The following is an 18,661-nucleotide window of genomic DNA, read 5'->3' on the forward strand; positions in this document are numbered from 1 at the left end:
GGCTACTGCACCGCGAAGAACAGGTCATCGTGGTCCCGGTAGCTCGCCTGCGCGCAGGCGCTCTTCGTGCCCCCGTAGCGGAACACGCCGCGCACGGCCTGGAGCGCGCCGCTCGGCAGGGTGTAGGTCGCCGACAGGGTCCGGGCTCCCGTGCCGGGCGGCACGAGCGTGGTGAGGAAGGTCCACGTCGGACTGTTGGCGTTGGGGGCGGTGTACAGGTCCAGTGCATCCGAGCTGCTGGAGTAGGCCCACACGGTGGCCTCGATGCGCACCGTCTTGCCCGCCGCCAGTGGCGTGCCATCCACCGTGATGACCTTGAGCCGGTCCAGGGACTCGTCGGAGTGGTAGGTGCCCGAGGAGTTGTCCGCGCAGGAGGAGAAGAGGGTGTTGGGGGCGTTGGACTCGGGGCCGAGGGCGCCCCGGCCGTTGAGCAGCGCCCCCGAGTCACACGAGGCCTGGCCCGGCGTCAGGCACCCCGGCGCCTTGCGCGTGGAGTCGTAGGTGGCGAGCGCGCCCTGGGCGGGCGGCGCGTTGGCGACGGTGAGCTGCACGGGCGCGGAGTCCGTCGAGTTGCCCGCGGCGTCATGGGCCCGGAGCACGAGCACATGGCTCCCGTTCGAGGACGTGGAGGTGTTCCAGGACAGGGAGTCCCCCGCGTAGGGGCCGGTCACGGCGAGCTGGCCATCCACGAACAGCTCCTGGTGGCCCAGTCGCCGGTTGTCCTGGACGGACACCTGGACGCTCACCGTGCCCGACACCGTGGCCCCCGGGGCGGGGGAGAGGATGCTGGCCGAGGGCGCGACCGTGTCCGGGACGATGTGGACCGTGATGGGGGCGCCCGTGGTCTCGTTGCCCACGCCGTCATAGACCCGGAGGCTCAGCTGGTACGCGCCGCCCGGGGCGCGGGTGGTGTAGTGGGTCTCCCAGGTCATGGCGTAGGGCGGCGTGGAGGACGTGGTGACGGGGTTGCCATTGATGAGCAGCACCACCGCCTGGATCTCCCGGTTGTCCGCCACGTCCACCGTCACCGGCACGAACTCCCAGTCCACGTAAGCCCCGTTCTGGGGCGAGGTGATGAGGGCCCGGTGGGGCGGTGCGTTGTCGATGATGAAGGACACGGGCGTCGTCTGGGTGCTGTTGCCCGCGCCGTCCAACGCCCGGGCGTACGCGGTATGGGTGCCCGAGGCGAAGCCGTAGGTGCTCCAGGAGAAGTCCCAGGACGTGCTCGTCTCGTGGGCGCTGGTCCTGGATTGGACGAGCTGGCCATCCACGTAGAACTCCAACCGCACCAGGCCCTGATCGTCCGAGGCCGTGATGTTTGTGTCACCCGTGTGGCCCACGTCGTCCCCGTCGCTGGGGCGATCCAGGATCACCACCGGGGGCTGCGTGTCGTTGGCGAGGGTGACCCGCGTCACGGCGCTCGCCACCTGACCGGACGTGTCGTACGCCTTGGCCGTCAGGTCATACGGGCCGCTGCGCAGGGTCGTGGTGTTCCAGGAGTACTCGAACGGCGCGCCCGTCACCGTGCCCAGCAGCGTCGTGTTCGCGTAGAACTCCACCCGGCTCACGCCCTGGTCGTCCGTGGCGTTCACCTGCAGCCGCGCCACGCCCTGGAGACGGGCGTCCTGCGTCGGTGCGACCCACTGGACGCTCGGCGGCGGGTCCGCGATGCCGGCCACGGGGAAGACGAGGTCATCGTGGTCGTTCGTGGTGCCGGGAACACACGGGGCCGCCGTGCCGCCCGAGCGGAACACCCCCCGCAGGGCCTGGAGCGTGCCTCCCGAGGGGAGGGTGAGGGTCGTGGAGAGCGTGACGGCCCCCGAGGCGTTCGGCGTGAGCGTGACGAGGTGCCGCCACTGGGGCGCATCGGCGTGGGGCGCGAGGTAGAGGTCGAGGTTGTCCACCCCGGAAGAGGTGGCCCACACGGTGGCCTCGATGCGCACCCGCTTGCCCGCGGCCAGGGGCGTGCCGTCCAGCGTGAGGATCCGCAGGCGATCCAACGAGCCATCCACGTGGTAGCGGCCTCCGGTGCCGTCCGCGCATGCGCCCAGGAGCGTGTTGGGGGCGTTGGCCTCGGGACCCAGACCGGCCCGGCCATTGAGCAGCTTCATCGAGTCACACAGCGGGCCGGGCTCGGTGCAGCGGGGGGCCCGGCGGGTGGTGTCATGGGCCGCGCCGCCCGTGGAGGCCGTGCACACGTTGGTGCCCAGGCAGCTCTGGGTGCTCGAGCAGGTGCCGCACGCCACGGACTTGCCGCAGCCGTCGAACAGGGTGCCGCAGTTCATCCCCTGGCCCGCGCACGTGAGCGGCGTGCAGCTCGACTCCGTGGTGTACAGCTCGGCGTTGCCGTTGCTCTGCACGAGCGGCCTGCCGCCGGTGAGCAGCACCCGGCCCGAGTTCAACAGCACCGCGTCGTGGTTGCTCCGGGTCTTGAGCATCGAGCCCGCCGTGCTCCACTGTTGGGAGACCCCGTCGAACAGCTCGATGCCCGACAGGGGAGACGAGCCGTTCGGGGTGCCGCCGAACACGGCGACCCGGCCCGTGGCGAGCACCACGCCCGGGAAGTTCATGCGCTCCCGGTTCATCCCGCCGGTGGCGCTCCAGGTGCCCGTGAGCGGATCGTAGAGCTCCGCGCTGGACATGACGCTGTACGAGAGCGTCGGGTTGTACCCGCCCGCGACGAGCACCCGCCCGTCGTTGAGCCGCAGCGCCAGGTGCCCGCTGCGCAGCGCCCCCGGGTTGCCCGTGCGGGTCCACGTCTGGGTGGTCGGGTCATAGAGCTCGGCGATCGGGGAGATGTTGCCGCCCGTCACGAGCACCTTGCCATTGGCCAGGAGCGTGGCCGTGTGGCCCTGGCGCATGTCGCTCAGGGACGCGGTGAGGGTGAACGTGCCCGTGGCGGGATCGAACAACTCACAACTCGCCAGGGGATAGCCGCTGCTGTCCGTGCCGCCCGTGACGAGCACGCGCCCATCCGGCAGCAGCGTGGCGGTGGGCTTGCGCCGCGCGGTCCGCAGGTTGCCCGTGGTGCGCCAGACATCGGCGGCCGGGTCGTAGCGCAGGCCGTGGGGATGCAAGGCGGAGTCGTCCGGCGCGCCGCCCACCACCAGCACCTGGCCATCGCCCAGGCGCACCGCCGCGTGATCCTTGCGCGACTCCCAGTTGTTCAGGTCGCGCGTGCGGGTGAAGACGCCCGTGGCGGGATCGTAGAGCTCCGCGCTGTTGACCACCCAGCGATCGTTCTGGCCACCCACCACCAGCACCCGGCCGTCGGCCAGCGGCGTGGCGGAGCCGTCATAGCGGGTGTACGCCATGTCGCCGGTGGCGAGGCTCAACGCCGCCGCGCTCTGGCCCGTGTCTCCGGACGGCCGCGCCTCCGGCTCTCGCGAGGGCACGCAGCCCACCCACGCCACCATGCACAACCCCACGAGCGCCCCGGCTCGCGACCTGCTCACTGCCCTGTTCATGAGTCCCCCGGCGGGTCATGCGCACCCCTCGGTTCTTCCGCGAGCGGACGATTCCACGCGGGGTGAACTCTAACGGACAGGTGCGGCGAAGGAAACAGGCGAATCCCGACCGGACGCGCCCCCCGGGTCCAGTACCGTCGCGCCGCCCGTGGCGAGGGGGATGGACCTCCTCCCCTGGCAGGAGATGACCGTGCGGACTCGACTCACCCGGTTCCACCCGCTGTTGGTGCTGGCCTTGTCGGCCTCCTGTGCTCCAGGCACCCCGAGCCCCACGAGCCCCCCACCGCCCGCCGCCACGGGTTGCGCGGTGCCGGGCACCCTGTGCTGGGACTTCGAGGAGGGGACGATTCCCTCCGGCTGGACGCCCTTCCGGGACGAGTTCACGGGCCGGCTGCTCGTGGATGACTCGCGGCCGCACCGGGGCCGCTACGCGCTGCACGCCCAGGGCATGGTGGGCGGCAAGGAAGGCGATCAGGGCGGCCCCAAGAAGACGATCCGCTACAACCTGCCCGAGGGCTTCGGACCCGTGCTCTGGGGCCGCGCCTACGTCTACGCCACCCCCGAGCGCCCCATGTCCCACGCGGGGCTCTTCAACGCCCGCTATCCCCGGCCGGGCAGCGGCGAGCGCGCCTTCGACACGCTCGACTGGTACGAGGTCGCCACCTACCAGAAGAAGTACATGTCCATCTGGCACCCGCCCGAGCCCCCCGGCTTCCCCGAGTGGGTGCAGGTGTCCGACACGCCCCTGGTGCTCGACGCGTGGACGTGTCTGGAATGGCAGTTCGACGGCGCGAACGGCACCGAGCCCGAGGCGGCCCTGCCGCGCGTGTGGCTGGACGGCCAGGAGCTCGCCTGGCCCGAGACGTTCGTCTTCTCGGATCCGCCCGCTCCGCCGCCCGTGCGCGAGAAGGCCTCGAACTTCACGGTGCTGGAGACGGGCGTGTTCCTCTACCAGGGCCTGTCCGTGCCCACCGACTGGTGGATCGACGATCTGGCCGTGGGCAAGGAGCGCATCGGCTGCGAGTAGGCTCGGCTCACGCCTCCACGCCGAGCCTCGGGCACACCTCCGCCAGCGCGCAGGTGGGGCACTGGGGCTTGCGCGCCGTGCAGGTGTAGCGGCCGTGGAGCACCAGGGCGGGGCCGAAGAAGGTCCACTCGGCCTGGGGCACGAGCTTCATCAACTCCTGCTCGATGTCCTCGGGCTTCTTCTTCTTGGCGAGCCCCAGGCGCTGGCTCACGCGCGCCACGTGGGTGTCCACGATGATGCCCGAGGGCAGGCGGAAGGCCGTGTTGAGCACCACGTTGGCCGTCTTGCGCGCCACGCCGGGCAGGGTGGTGAGCTCCTCCACCGTTCGGGGCACCTCGCCCCGGAAGTCGCGCAGCAGCGCCTGGCTCATGGCCTGCACCGACTTCGTCTTCTGCTTGTAGAAACCCGTGGGCTTGAGGTCCTCCTCCAGCCCCGCGGTGTCCGCTTCCGCCAGGGCCCGGGGGCCCCCCGGGTACTTCTGGAACAGCGTCGCGGTGACGCGGTTGACGCGCTCGTCCGTGCACTGGGCCGCCAGGATGGTGGCCACGAGCAGCTCGAAGGGCGTCGTCCAGTTCAGCTCGTAGCGGGCGTCCGGGTGCGCGGTGTGGAGGCGGGCGAGCACGGCCTGCGCCGTCTTTGCGGGGGTCATGGGAGGGGCCCTTATGATGGGGCGGGCCCCGCCGGCAACCGTCCCGCGACTAGGATGGGGCCTCTTCTCTCGCTTTGGAGTTCCAAGTCCATGGACCGTCGGGATTTCCTGCGCACCGGCCTCGCGCTCGGGGGCGCCGCGCTCGCGACCACCACCGCCCCGGGGTGTGCCACCGCCACCGCCGCCGTCACCCCCGAGGCGCCGCCCGCCGCGCCTCCGGCCGCCGAGTCGTGGGAGGCCCTGCGCGCCGAGTTCGACCTGACCCACGACGAGGTCCACCTGAGCAACTTCCTGCTCGCCCCGCATCCCCGGAGCGTGCGCGAGTCCATCGAGGTGTACCGCCGGGCCTTCGACACCAACCCCGTCAAGGCGCTCAAGCAGTACTACCCCCAGGCGGACCTGGAGGTGGCCCAGGCCATCGCCCGCTACCTGGAGGTGAAGCCCGAGGAGATCGGCCTCACCGAGAGCACCACCGTGGGCCTGGGCCTCGTCTACTCGGGCCTGCGGCTGTCCGAGGGCGAGGAGATCCTCACCTCCACCCACGAGCACTACTCCACGGACAAGTCCCTGCTCTTGCGCGCCGAGCGCACCGGCGCCCGCGTGCGGCGCATCCCCCTGTACACCGAGCCCGAGTCCGTCACCGAGGAGGGCCTGGTGCGCGCGGTGCTCGACGCCCTCACGCCCCGGACACGCTACCTGGCGATGACCTGGGTGCACTCGGGCTCGGGGGTGAAGCTGCCCCTGCGGGCGCTCTCGGAGGCCCTGGCCCGGGTGAACGCCGGACGCGGCGAGGCCGAGCGCGTGCTGCTGTGCGTGGACGGGGTGCACGGGCTCGGGGCCGAGGCGGAGAGCGTGGCCTCGCTCGGCTGCGACTTCTTCATGGCCGGCTGCCACAAGTGGATGTTCGGCCCCCGGGGCACGGGCTTCGTCTGGGGCCGGACGGCCGCCTGGGGCCGGGTGGTGCCGTCCGTGCCCACCTTCTTCTCGCCCACCGTGCGCATGTGGGCCCAGGACATCCCCGCGCAGGAGGTGGCCCCCGGGCCGCAGATCGCTCCGGGCGGGTTCCACGCCTTCGATCACCGCTGGTCCATGGGCAAGGCCTTCGAGCTGCACGAGCGCCTGGGCCGCGCGCGCGTGGCGGAGCGGGTGCACGCGCTCAACCGTCAGGCCAAGGAGGGCCTCGCGGCGATGAAGCACGTGCGGGTGCGCACCCCCATGGCCGATGCGCTCTCCTCGGGCATCACCTGCTTCGAGGTGGCGGGCCACACCCCCGCCGAGGTCGTCCACCACCTGGGGGACAAGGGCATCGTCGCCTCGGTGTCCCCGTACGTGACGAAGTACGTGCGGCTGGCCCCCGGGGTGCTCAACACGCCCGCGGACGTCGACGCGGCCCTGCGGGAGATCCGCGCCCTGGGGTGAGGCCCCGGCCCGGGCCGCCGGGGCTCACGTGGCGGCGGGCTCGGGCGTGAGCGCGCGCAGCGCGGCGAGCACGAAGAGCAACGAGGCGTGGAGCAGCACCCGGTCCAGCGCCGTCATCAGGTGCCACTTCTGCTCGAAGGGCGTGACGAGGAACACGCCCAGCACGAACGCCACGCCTACCCCGGGCGCGAGCGCCGTCAGCACCCGGGCCCCCGGCGCGCGCCGCACCCAGGCGGGCAGCACGGCGAGGCAGACCCCGGCGCCCACGAGCCCCGCGAGCAGCGCGGGTTGATCCCGGGCCGCGGCGGGCAGGGCCTGGACGATGGCCGCGAGCCGCTCGAGCGGGTGGGCGAGGAAGGCGGCCCAGTTGGGCTGGGCGTAGTCACTGCCCAGGCCGCGCGCGGCGAACCAGCGCACATAGGCCTGGGCGGGCAGGAACAGGCCCAGGGGCAGCACCTCGCGCACGCGCTGGCGCCAGGAGGACGCGGCGAGCACCCGCGGCGCCAGGTGGAGGAGCGCGAACACCGCCGCGAGCAGCGCGCCTTCCTGCTTGAGCAGGGCCGCGGCCCACGCCGCGAGCCAGCCCTCCCACCGGAACCGGGCCGAGCCGAGCCCCAGCACCTGGAGCACCAGCAGCAGCGCGAGGAAGCCATCCGCGTAGCCCCAGGCGCACAGCCGCTGGACGGCGAAGAACAGCCCCACGGTGAGGGCCCCACCCACCCAGCGCCCGAGCTCCTCGCGCGCCACGCGCCAGAGCAGAGCCAGGAGCCCCGCCAGCAGCACCCCGAGGGCGAGGCCCGCGGAGCGCTCGTTGAAGACGGGGCCGTCCGCGCCGAAGAAGGCGAGCCAGCCGGACAACAGGGGCGGGTACTGGGGGTGGGACCAGCGGCTGTCCAGGTTCAGCACGTCCGCGTTCGCGAACATGCCGTGCAGGAAGATGCGCCGGGCGTGGAAGAGCCAGATGGACCGGCCATCCCAGCCCGTCACGGGCCAGAGCCCCAGGCGCACGGTGAACGCGCCGAGCAGCGCCAGGAGGACCAGGACTTCCGGCGCGCGGCGCAGGCGCCCGAGCGCGGCGGGGAGCGCCGGCCCCCACACGGCCCGCGTGCGCACGAGCGCGGCGCCGCCCAGGAGCACGCCCCCCACGCGCACGGCCGTCCAGGACAGGGGCCCCTGCAGCACCGTGGCCCCGGCGACGAGCAGCGCGAGGACCATCGCGCCCAGGAGCCAGACCGAGGCCAGCGCCAGGGGCCGACGTGAGCGCCGGGCCACGAGCGCCCACGGCAACAGCCCGAGGCCCATCACGGCCGCCACCGACAGGACGAGCCGGGGCAGGGCGAGCCGCGTCCGGTCCGCCGCGAGCGTCTCGCCAGGCGGCTCGGAGGGGCAGGGGCCGAGCAGCGCGAGCCGCTGCTCCCCCCGCGTCGCGGCCAACGGAAGCATGCGCGAGGGGTCGAGCCGCGCGGGATCCATCCACTCCAGGGAGAAGGGGGACGTGGCGTCGATGAGGCGGGGGTAGAGGGCCTCGGTCAGCCGCTGGGACGCGAAGCCATCCACGAGCGCCTCGGGCCCGAGCGCCACGGCCTGGGAGGTGGGCAGACAGGCATCGAGCCGGGTGCGGATGGCCTCGAGGTCCATGCCGCCGAAGGCATGCAGGACGCGCCGCTCGCGGTAGTCCCCCGCGGCGCTCCACGCCTCGCGCAGTTGGGGCCCGAAGCCGGACGACACGGCGCCATGGACGGCGAAGGCCAGGGCGAGGAGCAGGGCGAACCGATTCACGCGCGCGAAGAGACCCGAGTCCCGGGGGCGGGTCAACGGCGCCGCGAGGCTTTTTTCCCAGGCGGATAGGGATAGAGACCTCGAGTCTTGAAACCATGCGTCGTCGGCCCCTGAAAAGTGAGATTTCGAGGACGAATTCCAATCCAGACACGATGTGGCGCTTATGGATTGATTAGGACTCAAGAGACATGGCATTCAACGGCAGTCATGTCCCCAGGACGCGGGCGGAGCTGGGCTCTCGCCGGAACCTGGGCTCGTCGAGGAGTCTTTCCCACATGTCATTCCGTAGAAACTGGCTGGGAGCGGCCTTGCTGCTCTCGTTCGTCATGGTCATGCCCGCACGCGCGCAGTCCAGCGACGCGCTTCCCCGAACGGTGCAGAAGGGCATCAACTACCTGGTGCCAGACGTGGTGGCGTTCTCCCGCGTCAATGGCTGTCAGGCGTGTCACCGGCAGGGCGCGGCCCTGTTCGGGGCGTCCACCGCCAGGGCAGGGGGCTACGCCGTGGATGAAGGTGAGACGGAGGGTCTGGCCTATCTGGCCACTCACGCCGTGACGGATCAAACAGCCGACGGCTTCTGGGTCTATGAGGGGGATACCCTTCGGGTCAGTAAGACGAGCTACGCCTTCTTCGGGCTCGCGGGCTACGACCAGCACGTGGCCACGCGCTACAGCAAGGAACTGGTGAAGGCGGCCGAGTGGAGCCTGTCCGTTCAGCAAACCGACGGTCGGTGGCGAGAGGAGCACCACTCCCTGCCCACCACCTACGGGGATGTACCCGTGACGGCGCGCATGATGATGGGCATCGCCCAGGCCCATAAGCGTGTGGTCGGGGCGCAAGCCGAGGCGTACTCGGCCAGTCTAGCCAGGGCCGCCGACTGGCTGCGGGCGAACAAGGACAACACGCATGAGGCGGTCATGGGTCGCAACTACCAGCGGGCCTATGCGCTGCTGGGCCTGATCGCCTCGGGCGCTACCGCCTCGGATGCGGACGTGCAGACCCTGACGACCGCACTGCTGAATGCCACCTCCAGCTCCGTCGCGTGGGGCGACTACAAGGATGGAGTTCCAGATGAATTCAACACGGGCCTCGTCCTGTACGCGTTGTGCCGCTCGGGCACAGGCCTGCAGGACGACAGGCATGTGTTCAACGCGGCCAACTGGCTGGTGAAGCAGCAAGACCCAGATGGCTTCTGGAAGAACGAGCGCTTCGTCACCCAGGACATTCCCACCACCTTTGCCATCCTGGGTTTGTCGTGCTTCGGCGAGCTGGGGGTGCGGATCGCCCTACCGGAAGATTCTCATCGGATCATCGACGCCAACTCCTCCGACCCCCAGCTCGTGACATTCCCGGTCCAGGTCGAGAACACGGGCGCCTTCGATGTCACCGACACCTATACCCTCTCCGTGCGAGGTGGATTGCCGGGCTGGAAGGCCACGGTGACGCCTCCGACCCTCGCGGTGGCGTCGGGTACCCACGCGAGTGCCACGCTTCAGATCATCGCTCCGGCCCATCTTCCTCAGGCTCTGCCAGTGCAGTTCACGCTGACGGCGCGCTCCCGGCTCAACACCCGCATCACCGCCTCGGCGACGGTCACCGTGTCCACCAATCCGCCGCCCCCCAAGACGGGTCTGGCCACCGCGCTGACCTTCCTCTCCGGGGCCCACGCCACCGTGACCTCGCGGCTGGTTCCCCAGACCCTGTCCGTCCAGGTGAAGGAGGCCGTCTCTGGCGCCTCCCTCTTCGCGGACAAGCGCGCCATCACCGGTCCCGGCAAGGGCGTGGTGACCTTCCATGTCGCGGGCATCGCCGTGGGCTCGGACACCGATGCGGATGGCGATGGCGTCTACACCGTCCAGTGGGTGCCGGGCTCCACCTGGTCCGCCACCGGCGTGCAGGACTTGCGCGCCATCTACTCGGGCATCGATCTGCCCGCGCCCCAGCAGGACCTGTTGCCCGGCTTCGTGTCGAGCACCCTCACCCTCACCGCGATCGAGGACCGGGATGGGGATGGCGTCCCGGATGGCGAGGAGGACGCGCGGGGAACGGATCCGGACAACCGGGACACGGACGGAGATGGTCTGTCCGACGGGGACGAGGTGATCATCGGGACCGATCCGCTCGACCCGGACACGGACGGAGACGGCTTCGGGGACGGGCTTGAGGTGGAGGCGGGCTCCAACCCGCTGGACCCCACCAGCCGGCCGCCGCCGCCGCCCACCGTCTGGCTCACCAGTCCCTGGAGCGGCCGTGTCTACACGCCGGACCAGGCCGGTGGGGGCGCGGGGTTCTTCACCGTGCGCGTGGAAGGCGGCACCGCCCACCCGTGTGGCTGCATCATCGAGATCCGCGAGGCGGGCAGTGGCACGCTCTACACGGCCTTCCCGTCGAGCGGCGGCGCCTGGGCGCGTGACGTGCGCCTGCCCCTGGGCCCGCACACGCTGCGCGTGACGGCCCGCAACGCCCGGGGCACGGACGTCAGCACGACCCTGGTCATCGGCGTGCCCAACGCGCCCGACCTCCTGTCCCAGCCCCCCGCCATCATCGGCGCCGCCCAGAACACGCTGTCCTGGACGCTCAAGACCGTGCCCGGAGGCGTGCTGACGGTCTTCCAGAACGATGGCCTGGGGGAGCTTCCCCGGGGCACCTTCACGGCGGACGCCAGCGGCCGGGTCCAGGTGGTGCTCGCGCGGCCGGACTACGACTGCAAGCCCCGCTACCTCTTCTATCCGTCCCTTCCGGGTCAGCCCGGCCAGGGCCAGCCCGCCCAGAGCGGGCCGCACATCGTGGACACCACGCCGCCCACCTTCGGCTGCACGCCCGAGTCGATGACCGTGCCCTGGCAGGAAGCGCCGATGGAGTTCGAGGCCGGGGGCATCGACCACGGCTCGGGCGTCCAGGGCTTCTATTGGCGGGTGGTGTACCCCAACGGAACGGTGAAGGAGTTCAGCCGGCGCGCCTGGAGCGAGCGCCTGTACCCGGGCACCCACCACCTGCGCGTCACGGTGAAGGACTTCGCGGGCAATGCCCGCTCCACCGAGGCCGTGGTGACCATTCTCCGGCACACCACCGCGCTGTCCCTCCACGACTTGACCTTGCCCCAAGGACAGCCCCTCACGATGAAGGCCTACCTGTTCGACTCCACGGCGGGCATGCCGCTGAGCCGCCCGGTGCGCTACTTCCTCGACGGACAGCCCGTGGAGTCCTTGGACGGTCTGGCCCTGTCCCTGACGCCCGGCGACCATGCGGTGCGCGCGGTGTACGACGGCGACGCGCTGTACGTTGCCTCGGAGGCCACCGCCACGCTCACCGTCCAGGCTCAATGCCAGTGAGGTGAGCGGCGTGTGAGCGCGCCAAGGGGGGCCCGGGCCACGGGCGGGCCGGGCTCCCCCTGGACTCCAGGCCAATGATAGGCTGGGGGTCCGCTGGATTCCCTGGATTCCCACGTGTCGCTTCCTCGTTTGTCCTTCCCGTCCAATCCCCTGACAGACGTCCAACGGCGCTGGCGGTTGTCCTGGCTGTTCGCCGTGGCGATGACCCTGCTCTATCCCCTGGACCGCTGGATGCTCGGGCGCCCGAGCCCGGAGACCCTGGTGCTGCGGATCGCCTGGGGCCTGGAGGTCCTGGCCGTCATGTGGCTGCGGGGACGGCTCCAGGCGCGCTGGAGCACCTGGGCCGATTCACTCCAGACCGTGCTGGCGTCCGCCTTCTTCGTCGGGCTCATCTTCCTGACGGGCGGCACCCAGAGCCCCTACGTGGGCTCCACGGCGAGCGTGCCCCTGGTGATCGCGCTCGTCTTCACGGAGACGGCGATGCCCGCCGTGCTCTCCGGCGCGGTGTGTCTGTTGGGCCTGGTCCTCATGGGGGGGCTGGAGGGCCATCCCGAGGGGCTCCTGGGCTGGTACGTGCTGGTGGTGAGCTCCACCTTCTTCGGCACGCTCGGGGCCATCCGCTTCCGCAAGGCCCAGGCCAGCGAGGCCCAGGTGCTCATCGAGCGCGCCCGGCGCGAGGCCCTGGAGAAGCTCACCGTGGCCGAGCGGCACCGGACCCAGGCGGAGAAGCTGGCCACGGTGGGGCGGCTGGCGGCCAACGTCATGCACGAAATCAACAACCCGCTGGCCTTCGTGCGCTCCAACCTGGACTACCTGCGCGCCGAGCTGCTCGCCCATCTGCCCGAGTCCGTGCGGGAGGAGGCCCGCGAGGTCTTCGACGAGACGCACGTGGGCGTGGAGCGCATCCAGCGGATCGTCACGGATCTCAAGGGCTTCTCGCGCATGGACGGGGAGGAGCCCGCGGAGTGCGTGCTGGCGGACGTGGTGACGGACGCGGCGATGCTGGCGGCGGTGCGGCTGCGCAACGTGGCCCGGCTGCGCGTGGAGGTGCCTCCGGGGCTGCCCGAGGTGATCGCCGCGCCGCGCCGGCTGGCGCAGGTGGTGCTCAACCTGCTGGTGAACGCGGGAGACGCCCTGGAGGAGGCGCGGGTGCCCGAGGGCGAGGTGCGCATCTCGGGCGGCGTGGAGAACGGGCGGGTGGTGCTGCTGGTGGAGGACAACGGCCCGGGCTTCGCTCCCGAGGTGTTGCCGCGGCTCTTCGAGGCCTTCTTCACCACGAAGGGGCCGGAGAAGGGCACGGGGTTGGGGCTGAACCTGTCGCGCGAGATGGTGGAGCGCTTCGGGGGGACGATCCGCGCGGAGAACCGACCCGAGGGCGGCGCCCGGGTGCGCCTGGAACTGGCCGTCCGTCCATCGGCGGAGGCCCGGGAGGGAGTGTCATGAAGACGGAGGGCTCGACCGTGGCCTGGGGCGGCATGGTGCTGGCGGTGGTGATGGCGCTCGGGGCGCAGTGGATCCTCGTGGAGGCCACCGAGGATCACTTCAAGACGTTCGGCGCGACGGCGGACATGCTGGCGGGAGTCGAGGGCGCCGTGCCGCCTCCGCCCGAGCCCGCCTGGCGGCAGGGGCTCAAGCGTCAGGCGCGGACATGGATGGGTGTGCAGGCGGTGCTCAACCTCGGGAGCGTGGGGGCCGCCGTGGCCCTGGGTCGCACCGGGGAGGGGCGCCGGCGGGTGCGGCGCGGCCTGCTCGTGCTCGCGGGACTCGAGGTCGTGCTGGCGCTGCTCCAGGGCGTGAGCGGCTCCGGGGCGATGTGGGGCACGCTCGTGTCCGGGGTCGGCCTGCTGCTCGCGCGCTGGTGCGTGGAGCCGGAGTCGGCGCCGACCCCCGCGCGCACCTGAGGCCTCGGGTCAGGCGGCCTTGGCCTTGCCACCGCGCAGCCGCTGGACGGCCATCACCACGCCCAGCGCCAGGCTGCCCGCCACGATGCCCACCACCGCGTTGGCCAGCATCGGCGTGAGCACCCCGAGCAGTCCGCCCACGCCCGGCACCTCGCCCGCGCGGTGCGCCAGTCCCTCGATGCCATGGTGCAGCACGGCGATGCCGTGGGTGAGGATGCCGCCGCCCACCAGGAACATGGCCGCCGTGCCCGCCACCGACAGGCCCTTCATGAGCCACGGCGCGCCCTTGAGGATGAGCGCGCCCACCTTGCGCGACGCCGCCCCGGGCCGACGGGTGAGCGCGAGCCCCGCGTCGTCCAGTTTGACGATGCCCGCCACCAGGCCATACACGCCCACCGTCATCACCACCGCGATGGACACCAGCACCAGCGCCTGTTCCGTGAAGGTCTCCACCGCCACGACGCCCAGCGCGATGGCGATGATCTCCGCGGAGAGGATGAAGTCGGTGCGCACCGCGCCCTTGATCTTCTCCTTCTCCATCGCCACCAGATCCACCTGGGGATCCGCCATGGCCTGGACGCGCTGCTGGTGGTGCGCCTCGGCTTCCTCGTCGCTGTGCAGGAACTTGTGCGCCAGCTTCTCGACGCCCTCGAAGCACAGGTAGAGACCGCCCACCATCAACAGGGGCGTCACCGCCCAGGCCGCGAACGCGCTGATGGCCAGCGCCGCGGGCACCAGGATGGCCTTGTTCACCATGGAGCCCTTGGCCACGGCCCAGACCACCGGCAGCTCCCGGTCGGCCTTCACGCCGGTGACCTGCTGGGCGTTGAGCGCCAGATCGTCGCCCAACACGCCCGCGGTCTTCTTCGCCGCCACCTTGGTCATCACCGCCACGTCATCGAGGATGGTGGCGATGTCATCGAGCAAGGCGAGCAGACTGGATCCGGCCACGTGGGTGTCCTTGGTAGAGGGAACCCGCGCCTTCTACCCCAGTCCGTGTCCCGTGTCCTTGATTGGACAGGGCCGTCCGCGTCAAGCGCGCAGGCGACCCCGGTTCACCGTGCCGCTCACGAGGCTGGCGACGAACAGCGCCGCCGAGACGATGAGCAGCCACTTGAGCCCCGTGACGAACAGGCCCACTCCACCAAAAATCAGCGCCAGGACCAGCAGGAGGATGATCAGGTTCATGCCCTGGATGTTTGGGACGCCGGGGCGGGGCGACAAGGCACACATCCTCCCGGCGTGCCCGCCCGGATGCCGGGGCGCGGCGGTTCCCACCGGGGGCGAATTCCTTTCCCACGTGCCCGGGGCGGGGGCTCAATGCACCGTGCGTGTGAGCGGCTCGGCGTCCTCGTCCCGGGCGTCGCGCGGGGCTTCTCCGGCGGCGAGCAGGGCGAGCAGATCCTTCGTCGTGAGCCGCGCGGCCACGTCCGTGCCCTCCAGCACGCCGGCCACCAGCGCGCGCTTGTCCGTGTGCAGCGAGAGGATCTTCTCCTCGATCGTCCCCCGGGCGATGAGCCGGTACACCGTCACCGGTCGGGTCTGGCCGATGCGGTGGGCGCGGTCCGTCGCCTGATCCTCCACGGCCGGGTTCCACCAGGGATCCAGGTGGATGATGTAGTCGGCCGCGGTGAGGTTGATGCCCGTGCCGCCCGCCTTGAGCGAGATGAGGAACACGTCCCCCGCCCCCTCCTGGAAGGCCTGGATGCGCTGGGCGCGCGCGCCCGCCGGGGTCGAGCCATCCAGGTACTGGAAGCTGAAGCCCCCGCGCTCCAACTCCTCGCGCACCAGCGCCAGGTGCGAGGTGAACTGGCTGAACACCAGCGCCCGGTGGCCCTCGCTGCGCAGCTCCTCCAGGAGCTCCAGCAGGCGCCGCATCTTGGACGAGGCCACGGCGGACTCCGGATCATGCAGCCGCGGGTGCGAGGCGAGCAGCCGCAGCCGGGTGAGCGCCGCGAGCACCTGGAAGCGCTGCTGCTCGTCCCGCACGCCCTTGCCCTGCTCGCTCACCTCCGCCACCGCCGCCAGCCGCGCGTCCTCGTAGAGCGTCCACTCCTCCTCGGAGAGCGCCACCGGGACCTGGATCTCCGTGCGCGAGGGCAGCTCGCGGGCCACCTCGCGCTTGGTGCGCCGCAACAGGAACGGACTGATGACACGCGCCAGGGCCGCGCTCGCCTCGGGGTGCTTGCCGCGCTCGATGGGGCTGGCGAAGCGCTCGCGGAACTGCTCCCAACTGCCAAGCAGGCCCGGGAAGACGATGGAGAAGAGGCTCCACAGCTCGCCCAGGTGGTTCTCCAGCGGCGTGCCCGACAGCGCCACCCGGAAGCCCGCGGTGAGCTGCCGCGCGGCCCGGGCCCGGCGGGTGTTGGGGTTCTTGAGCGCCTGGGCCTCGTCCGCCACGAGCGTGGCGAAGGCCACCGCGCCGAGCGCCGCCGCGTCGCGCACCAGCAGGCCATAGCTCACGATGAGCACGTCCTTGCCCTTGAGCTTCTGGAGGCACGCGGCGCGATCCGCCTGGTCCGCGTAGAGCACGGGCCGCAGCCCCGGGGCGAAGCGCCGCAGCTCCTCCACCCAGTTGAGGGAGACCGACGTGGGCGCGAGCACGAGCGCCGGGCCCAACCGCGCGCGATCCACCAGCAGGGCGATGGCCTGCACCGTCTTGCCCAGGCCCATGTCGTCCGCGAGGCACGCGCCCGCGCCCCAGGCCGCCACCCGGCTGAGCCAGGCATGGCCCTCCACCTGGTAGTCGCGCAGGGTGGCGGTGAGCCCGGCGGGGGGCTTGGGCTTGAGCGACAGCGACGCGGCCAGGCGCTCCGTCAGCAGCCGCCACGCGGGCGCGGCCTCCACCTCGGCCCCGGCGTCCTCCAGCGCGCGCAGGGCCGGGACGGCGCCCGGTGACAGCTCCACGCGGTTCTTTCCCAGGAAGGCGTGATCCGACACCGCCAGCAGCCGCTGCCGCAGCGCGTCGCTCAGCTCCACCCACCGGTGCTCGTCCAGGCGCACGAAGCGCTTCTGCCGCCGGGCCGCGTCCAGCAGCACCGCCAACTCAATCCGGCTCGTCTCGACCTTGAGCTCGCCCAGGACGCCGAACCAGTCGCGCTTGCGCTCCACCTGCACCTTGAGCGCCTCGAGGCCGCCGGACGACACGACGGTGGGCTTCGCGTCGAGCCACTCCACCTCCAGGCCCTCGGGGGGCGTGCGCAGCGTGGCGACGAGCCGCAGCGCCTCCTCCGTGTCCGCGAGCCGGAAGTGGAAGGGGGGCCCTTCCTCGGCGGTGGACAGGGGCAGGGGGCGCAGGGCCTCGCGGGCCAGGGCCTCCTCCTTGAGCAACTGGCGGCGCACGTACCCGCGCTGGCCGTCCCGCGCGAGCAGCACGTCCCGCGGGCCCACCCCCGGGGTGTACAGCGGCGCCCCCGGCCCCGGCCGCACGAGCAATTCCAGCTCCAGGGACACGTCGGGCAACAGGCGCAGGCGCACCACGGGCCCCGTCTCCGTGAGGAACTCGCGGCCCTTGAGCGTGGAGGGCACGGACAAGGGCAGCCGCGCCTCCAGCCGGGACAGCCGCTCGAGCAGCACGCCGTGGCTCTCCGGGGGAAAGCGGTCCCCGTGCTTGTCGAGCACGCTCCACAGCCGCCGCGCCTCGTCGCCCACGTCGATGAGCAGGCAGCGGTCGCGGTGCTCCTCCACGGTGAACAGGGGCTCGCCCGGCGCGAACGCGCGCAGCAGGGCCGCGAGCGTCTTGGGGTTGAAGCGCTCGCCGTCCAGGGAGGGCTCCAGCTGGATGTGCTCCTCCGTCTCCAGGGCGTTGAAGCCCAGCCGCACGCGCTTGACCTCCAGGGGCGTGTCGGGGCGCAACTCCAGCGCGGCGCGGGGGTGGCCCACCAGCGCCAGGAAGGCCCGCGCGGGATAGGTGCCCGCGGCGCGGGAGGCCGGTGCCCACGAGGCCAGGTGCTCGGCGATGCGCAGATCCGCCTCGCCGAGCAGCTCGCGGTGCTCCTCGAGCAGCCGCGCCGCGGTCATCCGCATGCCCGAGCTCCACGTGCCCCGGCGCGTCTGCTTCTTCACGAGCGGGGAGACCGTCAGCGCGCCCAGCTCGTGCGCGATGCACCACCACACCTCGATGCCCACCCGGGGCTTGTCCGCCTCGGCCTCCAGCCACTCCAGCTCCTGGAGCGCCCGGGCCCACGCGGGGCGGAGGATCTCCCCGGCGATCCGCCGGGCCTCGGGGGCGCGGGCGCCGTCGTCGAGCAAGTCCAACACCGTGTCCACGAGCGCGAGGACATGCACGCAGCCCTTCTGCCGGGTGAGGCAGCTGCACTCGACCTTGTCCTCGCCGTCCGGGGTGAACGTCAGCCGCGCCGAGACGCCCACGGTGCCGTAGTCCGGACCGGCGCGCACCACGCGCTCGCGCTCCTTCCACTTGAAGGCGCAGGCCGTCATGTCGAAGTCCCACGCACAGGCGGCCCGCCAGGCCCGCGAGCGGGGCGCCGCCAGGGGCCGCAGCGCGCGGCGCAGCCCGAGCAGCCGGCTCCACAAGGGCGCGAGCGCGGCGTCCGGATGGGACTCCCGGCGAGCCGCCTCCTCGACGAGGCCCCGCGCGACGGAGTCGGCCTCCTGGCGCAGGAAGGCCCAGGCCGCCTCGGCGAGCGCCGTCTCCAGGCCCGCGCCCCGGGCCCCCACGTGCCGCACGGCCCCCTCGCGCGAGCCCACGTCCCGCACCGCCAGTCCGCTCAGGGCATACTGCAGGCCCTTGAGCCGCGCCTCGTTGAGGGGCAGCTCCGTGAGGAGCAGGGGGGCGGAGACCGCGAGGGCGTGGCGGACCTGGTGGGCCTCGGCCCAGCGCTCCAGCTCGCCGCGCGTCGAGAACGGTCCTTCTTCAGGGGACGACATGCGAGGGGCACTCTAACCGCGCCGCGCCGGGGGGGCCGGGCATTCGGCGCCTCGGGGGCGGGGGTCGCCCGCCTGGTCCCATGTCCACTGCTGAACAGGGCGCCGCGCCCCCCGAAATGCCCCGTGTAGCGGAATAAAAGAAGGCCCGTACGTCCCGAGCCGTCCCACCCCCCGACCCCCTTGGGAGCCGTATGTCC

11 protein-coding genes are annotated in these 18,661 nt (G+C 71.9%); 5 read left to right on the plus strand and 6 right to left on the minus strand.

Translation table 11 applies throughout. From position 1 onward, the window contains the following. Positions 1–2 precede the first annotated feature (2 nt). On the minus strand, positions 3–3,455 hold the full coding sequence (locus tag I3V78_RS22190; protein ID WP_204490452.1) for an Ig-like domain-containing protein: 3,453 nt from the start codon (positions 3,453–3,455) through the stop codon (positions 3–5). A 202-nt stretch (positions 3,456–3,657) separates the two neighbouring features. Between I3V78_RS22190 and I3V78_RS22195 the strand changes: the two genes are divergently transcribed. Further along, positions 3,658–4,494, plus strand: coding sequence for a hypothetical protein (locus I3V78_RS22195; protein WP_338023706.1), 837 nt, complete (start codon positions 3,658–3,660; stop codon positions 4,492–4,494). 7 nt (positions 4,495–4,501) lie between these two features. Here the strand turns inward: I3V78_RS22195 and nth are convergent, their stop codons facing one another. Beyond that, positions 4,502–5,143, minus strand: a complete 642-nt coding sequence (gene nth / locus I3V78_RS22200; protein WP_204490453.1) for an endonuclease III — start codon at positions 5,141–5,143, stop codon at positions 4,502–4,504. A gap of 90 nt (positions 5,144–5,233) precedes the next feature. Between nth and I3V78_RS22205 the strand changes: the two genes are divergently transcribed. After that, complete coding sequence (locus I3V78_RS22205; RefSeq protein ID WP_204490454.1) at positions 5,234–6,562, plus strand: aminotransferase class V-fold PLP-dependent enzyme; 1,329 nt, start codon at positions 5,234–5,236, stop codon at positions 6,560–6,562. A gap of 24 nt (positions 6,563–6,586) precedes the next feature. Here the strand turns inward: I3V78_RS22205 and I3V78_RS22210 are convergent, their stop codons facing one another. Next, positions 6,587–8,341, minus strand: a complete 1,755-nt coding sequence (locus I3V78_RS22210; RefSeq protein ID WP_204490455.1) for a hypothetical protein — start codon at positions 8,339–8,341, stop codon at positions 6,587–6,589. A 275-nt stretch (positions 8,342–8,616) separates the two neighbouring features. Between I3V78_RS22210 and I3V78_RS39370 the strand changes: the two genes are divergently transcribed. The 3 genes from I3V78_RS39370 to I3V78_RS22225 all read left to right on the plus strand — a co-directional run bounded on the left by I3V78_RS39370 (position 8,617) and on the right by I3V78_RS22225 (position 13,574). Then, entirely contained in the window at positions 8,617–11,673 is a 3,057-nt protein-coding gene (locus I3V78_RS39370; RefSeq protein WP_239576524.1) for a prenyltransferase/squalene oxidase repeat-containing protein, read from the plus strand. 114 nt (positions 11,674–11,787) lie between these two features. Continuing rightward, positions 11,788–13,116 (plus strand): sensor histidine kinase, encoded by a 1,329-nt coding sequence (locus tag I3V78_RS22220; RefSeq protein WP_338023707.1) that lies wholly within the window; start codon positions 11,788–11,790, stop codon positions 13,114–13,116. Continuing rightward, entirely contained in the window at positions 13,113–13,574 is a 462-nt protein-coding gene (locus I3V78_RS22225; protein ID WP_204490456.1) for a hypothetical protein, read from the plus strand. The genes I3V78_RS22220 and I3V78_RS22225 overlap by 4 nt, the downstream gene beginning before the upstream one ends. 9 nt (positions 13,575–13,583) lie before the next feature. Here the strand turns inward: I3V78_RS22225 and I3V78_RS22230 are convergent, their stop codons facing one another. From I3V78_RS22230 to I3V78_RS22240, 3 genes are all read right to left on the minus strand, one after another. Next, positions 13,584–14,525, minus strand: coding sequence for a DUF808 family protein (locus tag I3V78_RS22230; protein WP_204490457.1), 942 nt, complete (start codon positions 14,523–14,525; stop codon positions 13,584–13,586). Positions 14,526–14,606: 81 nt separating this feature from the next. Further along, a complete protein-coding gene (locus I3V78_RS22235; protein WP_239576525.1) occupies positions 14,607–14,762 on the minus strand; it encodes a hypothetical protein in 156 nt (51 codons plus the stop codon). A 129-nt stretch (positions 14,763–14,891) separates the two neighbouring features. Then, positions 14,892–18,464: a DEAD/DEAH box helicase gene (locus I3V78_RS22240; protein WP_239576526.1), complete on the minus strand. Its 3,573-nt coding sequence runs from the start codon at positions 18,462–18,464 to the stop codon at positions 14,892–14,894. Positions 18,465–18,661: the final 197 nt, after the last annotated feature.

This window comes from Archangium primigenium (genome assembly GCF_016904885.1).
GTDB lineage: Bacteria > Myxococcota > Myxococcia > Myxococcales > Myxococcaceae > Cystobacter > Cystobacter primigenius.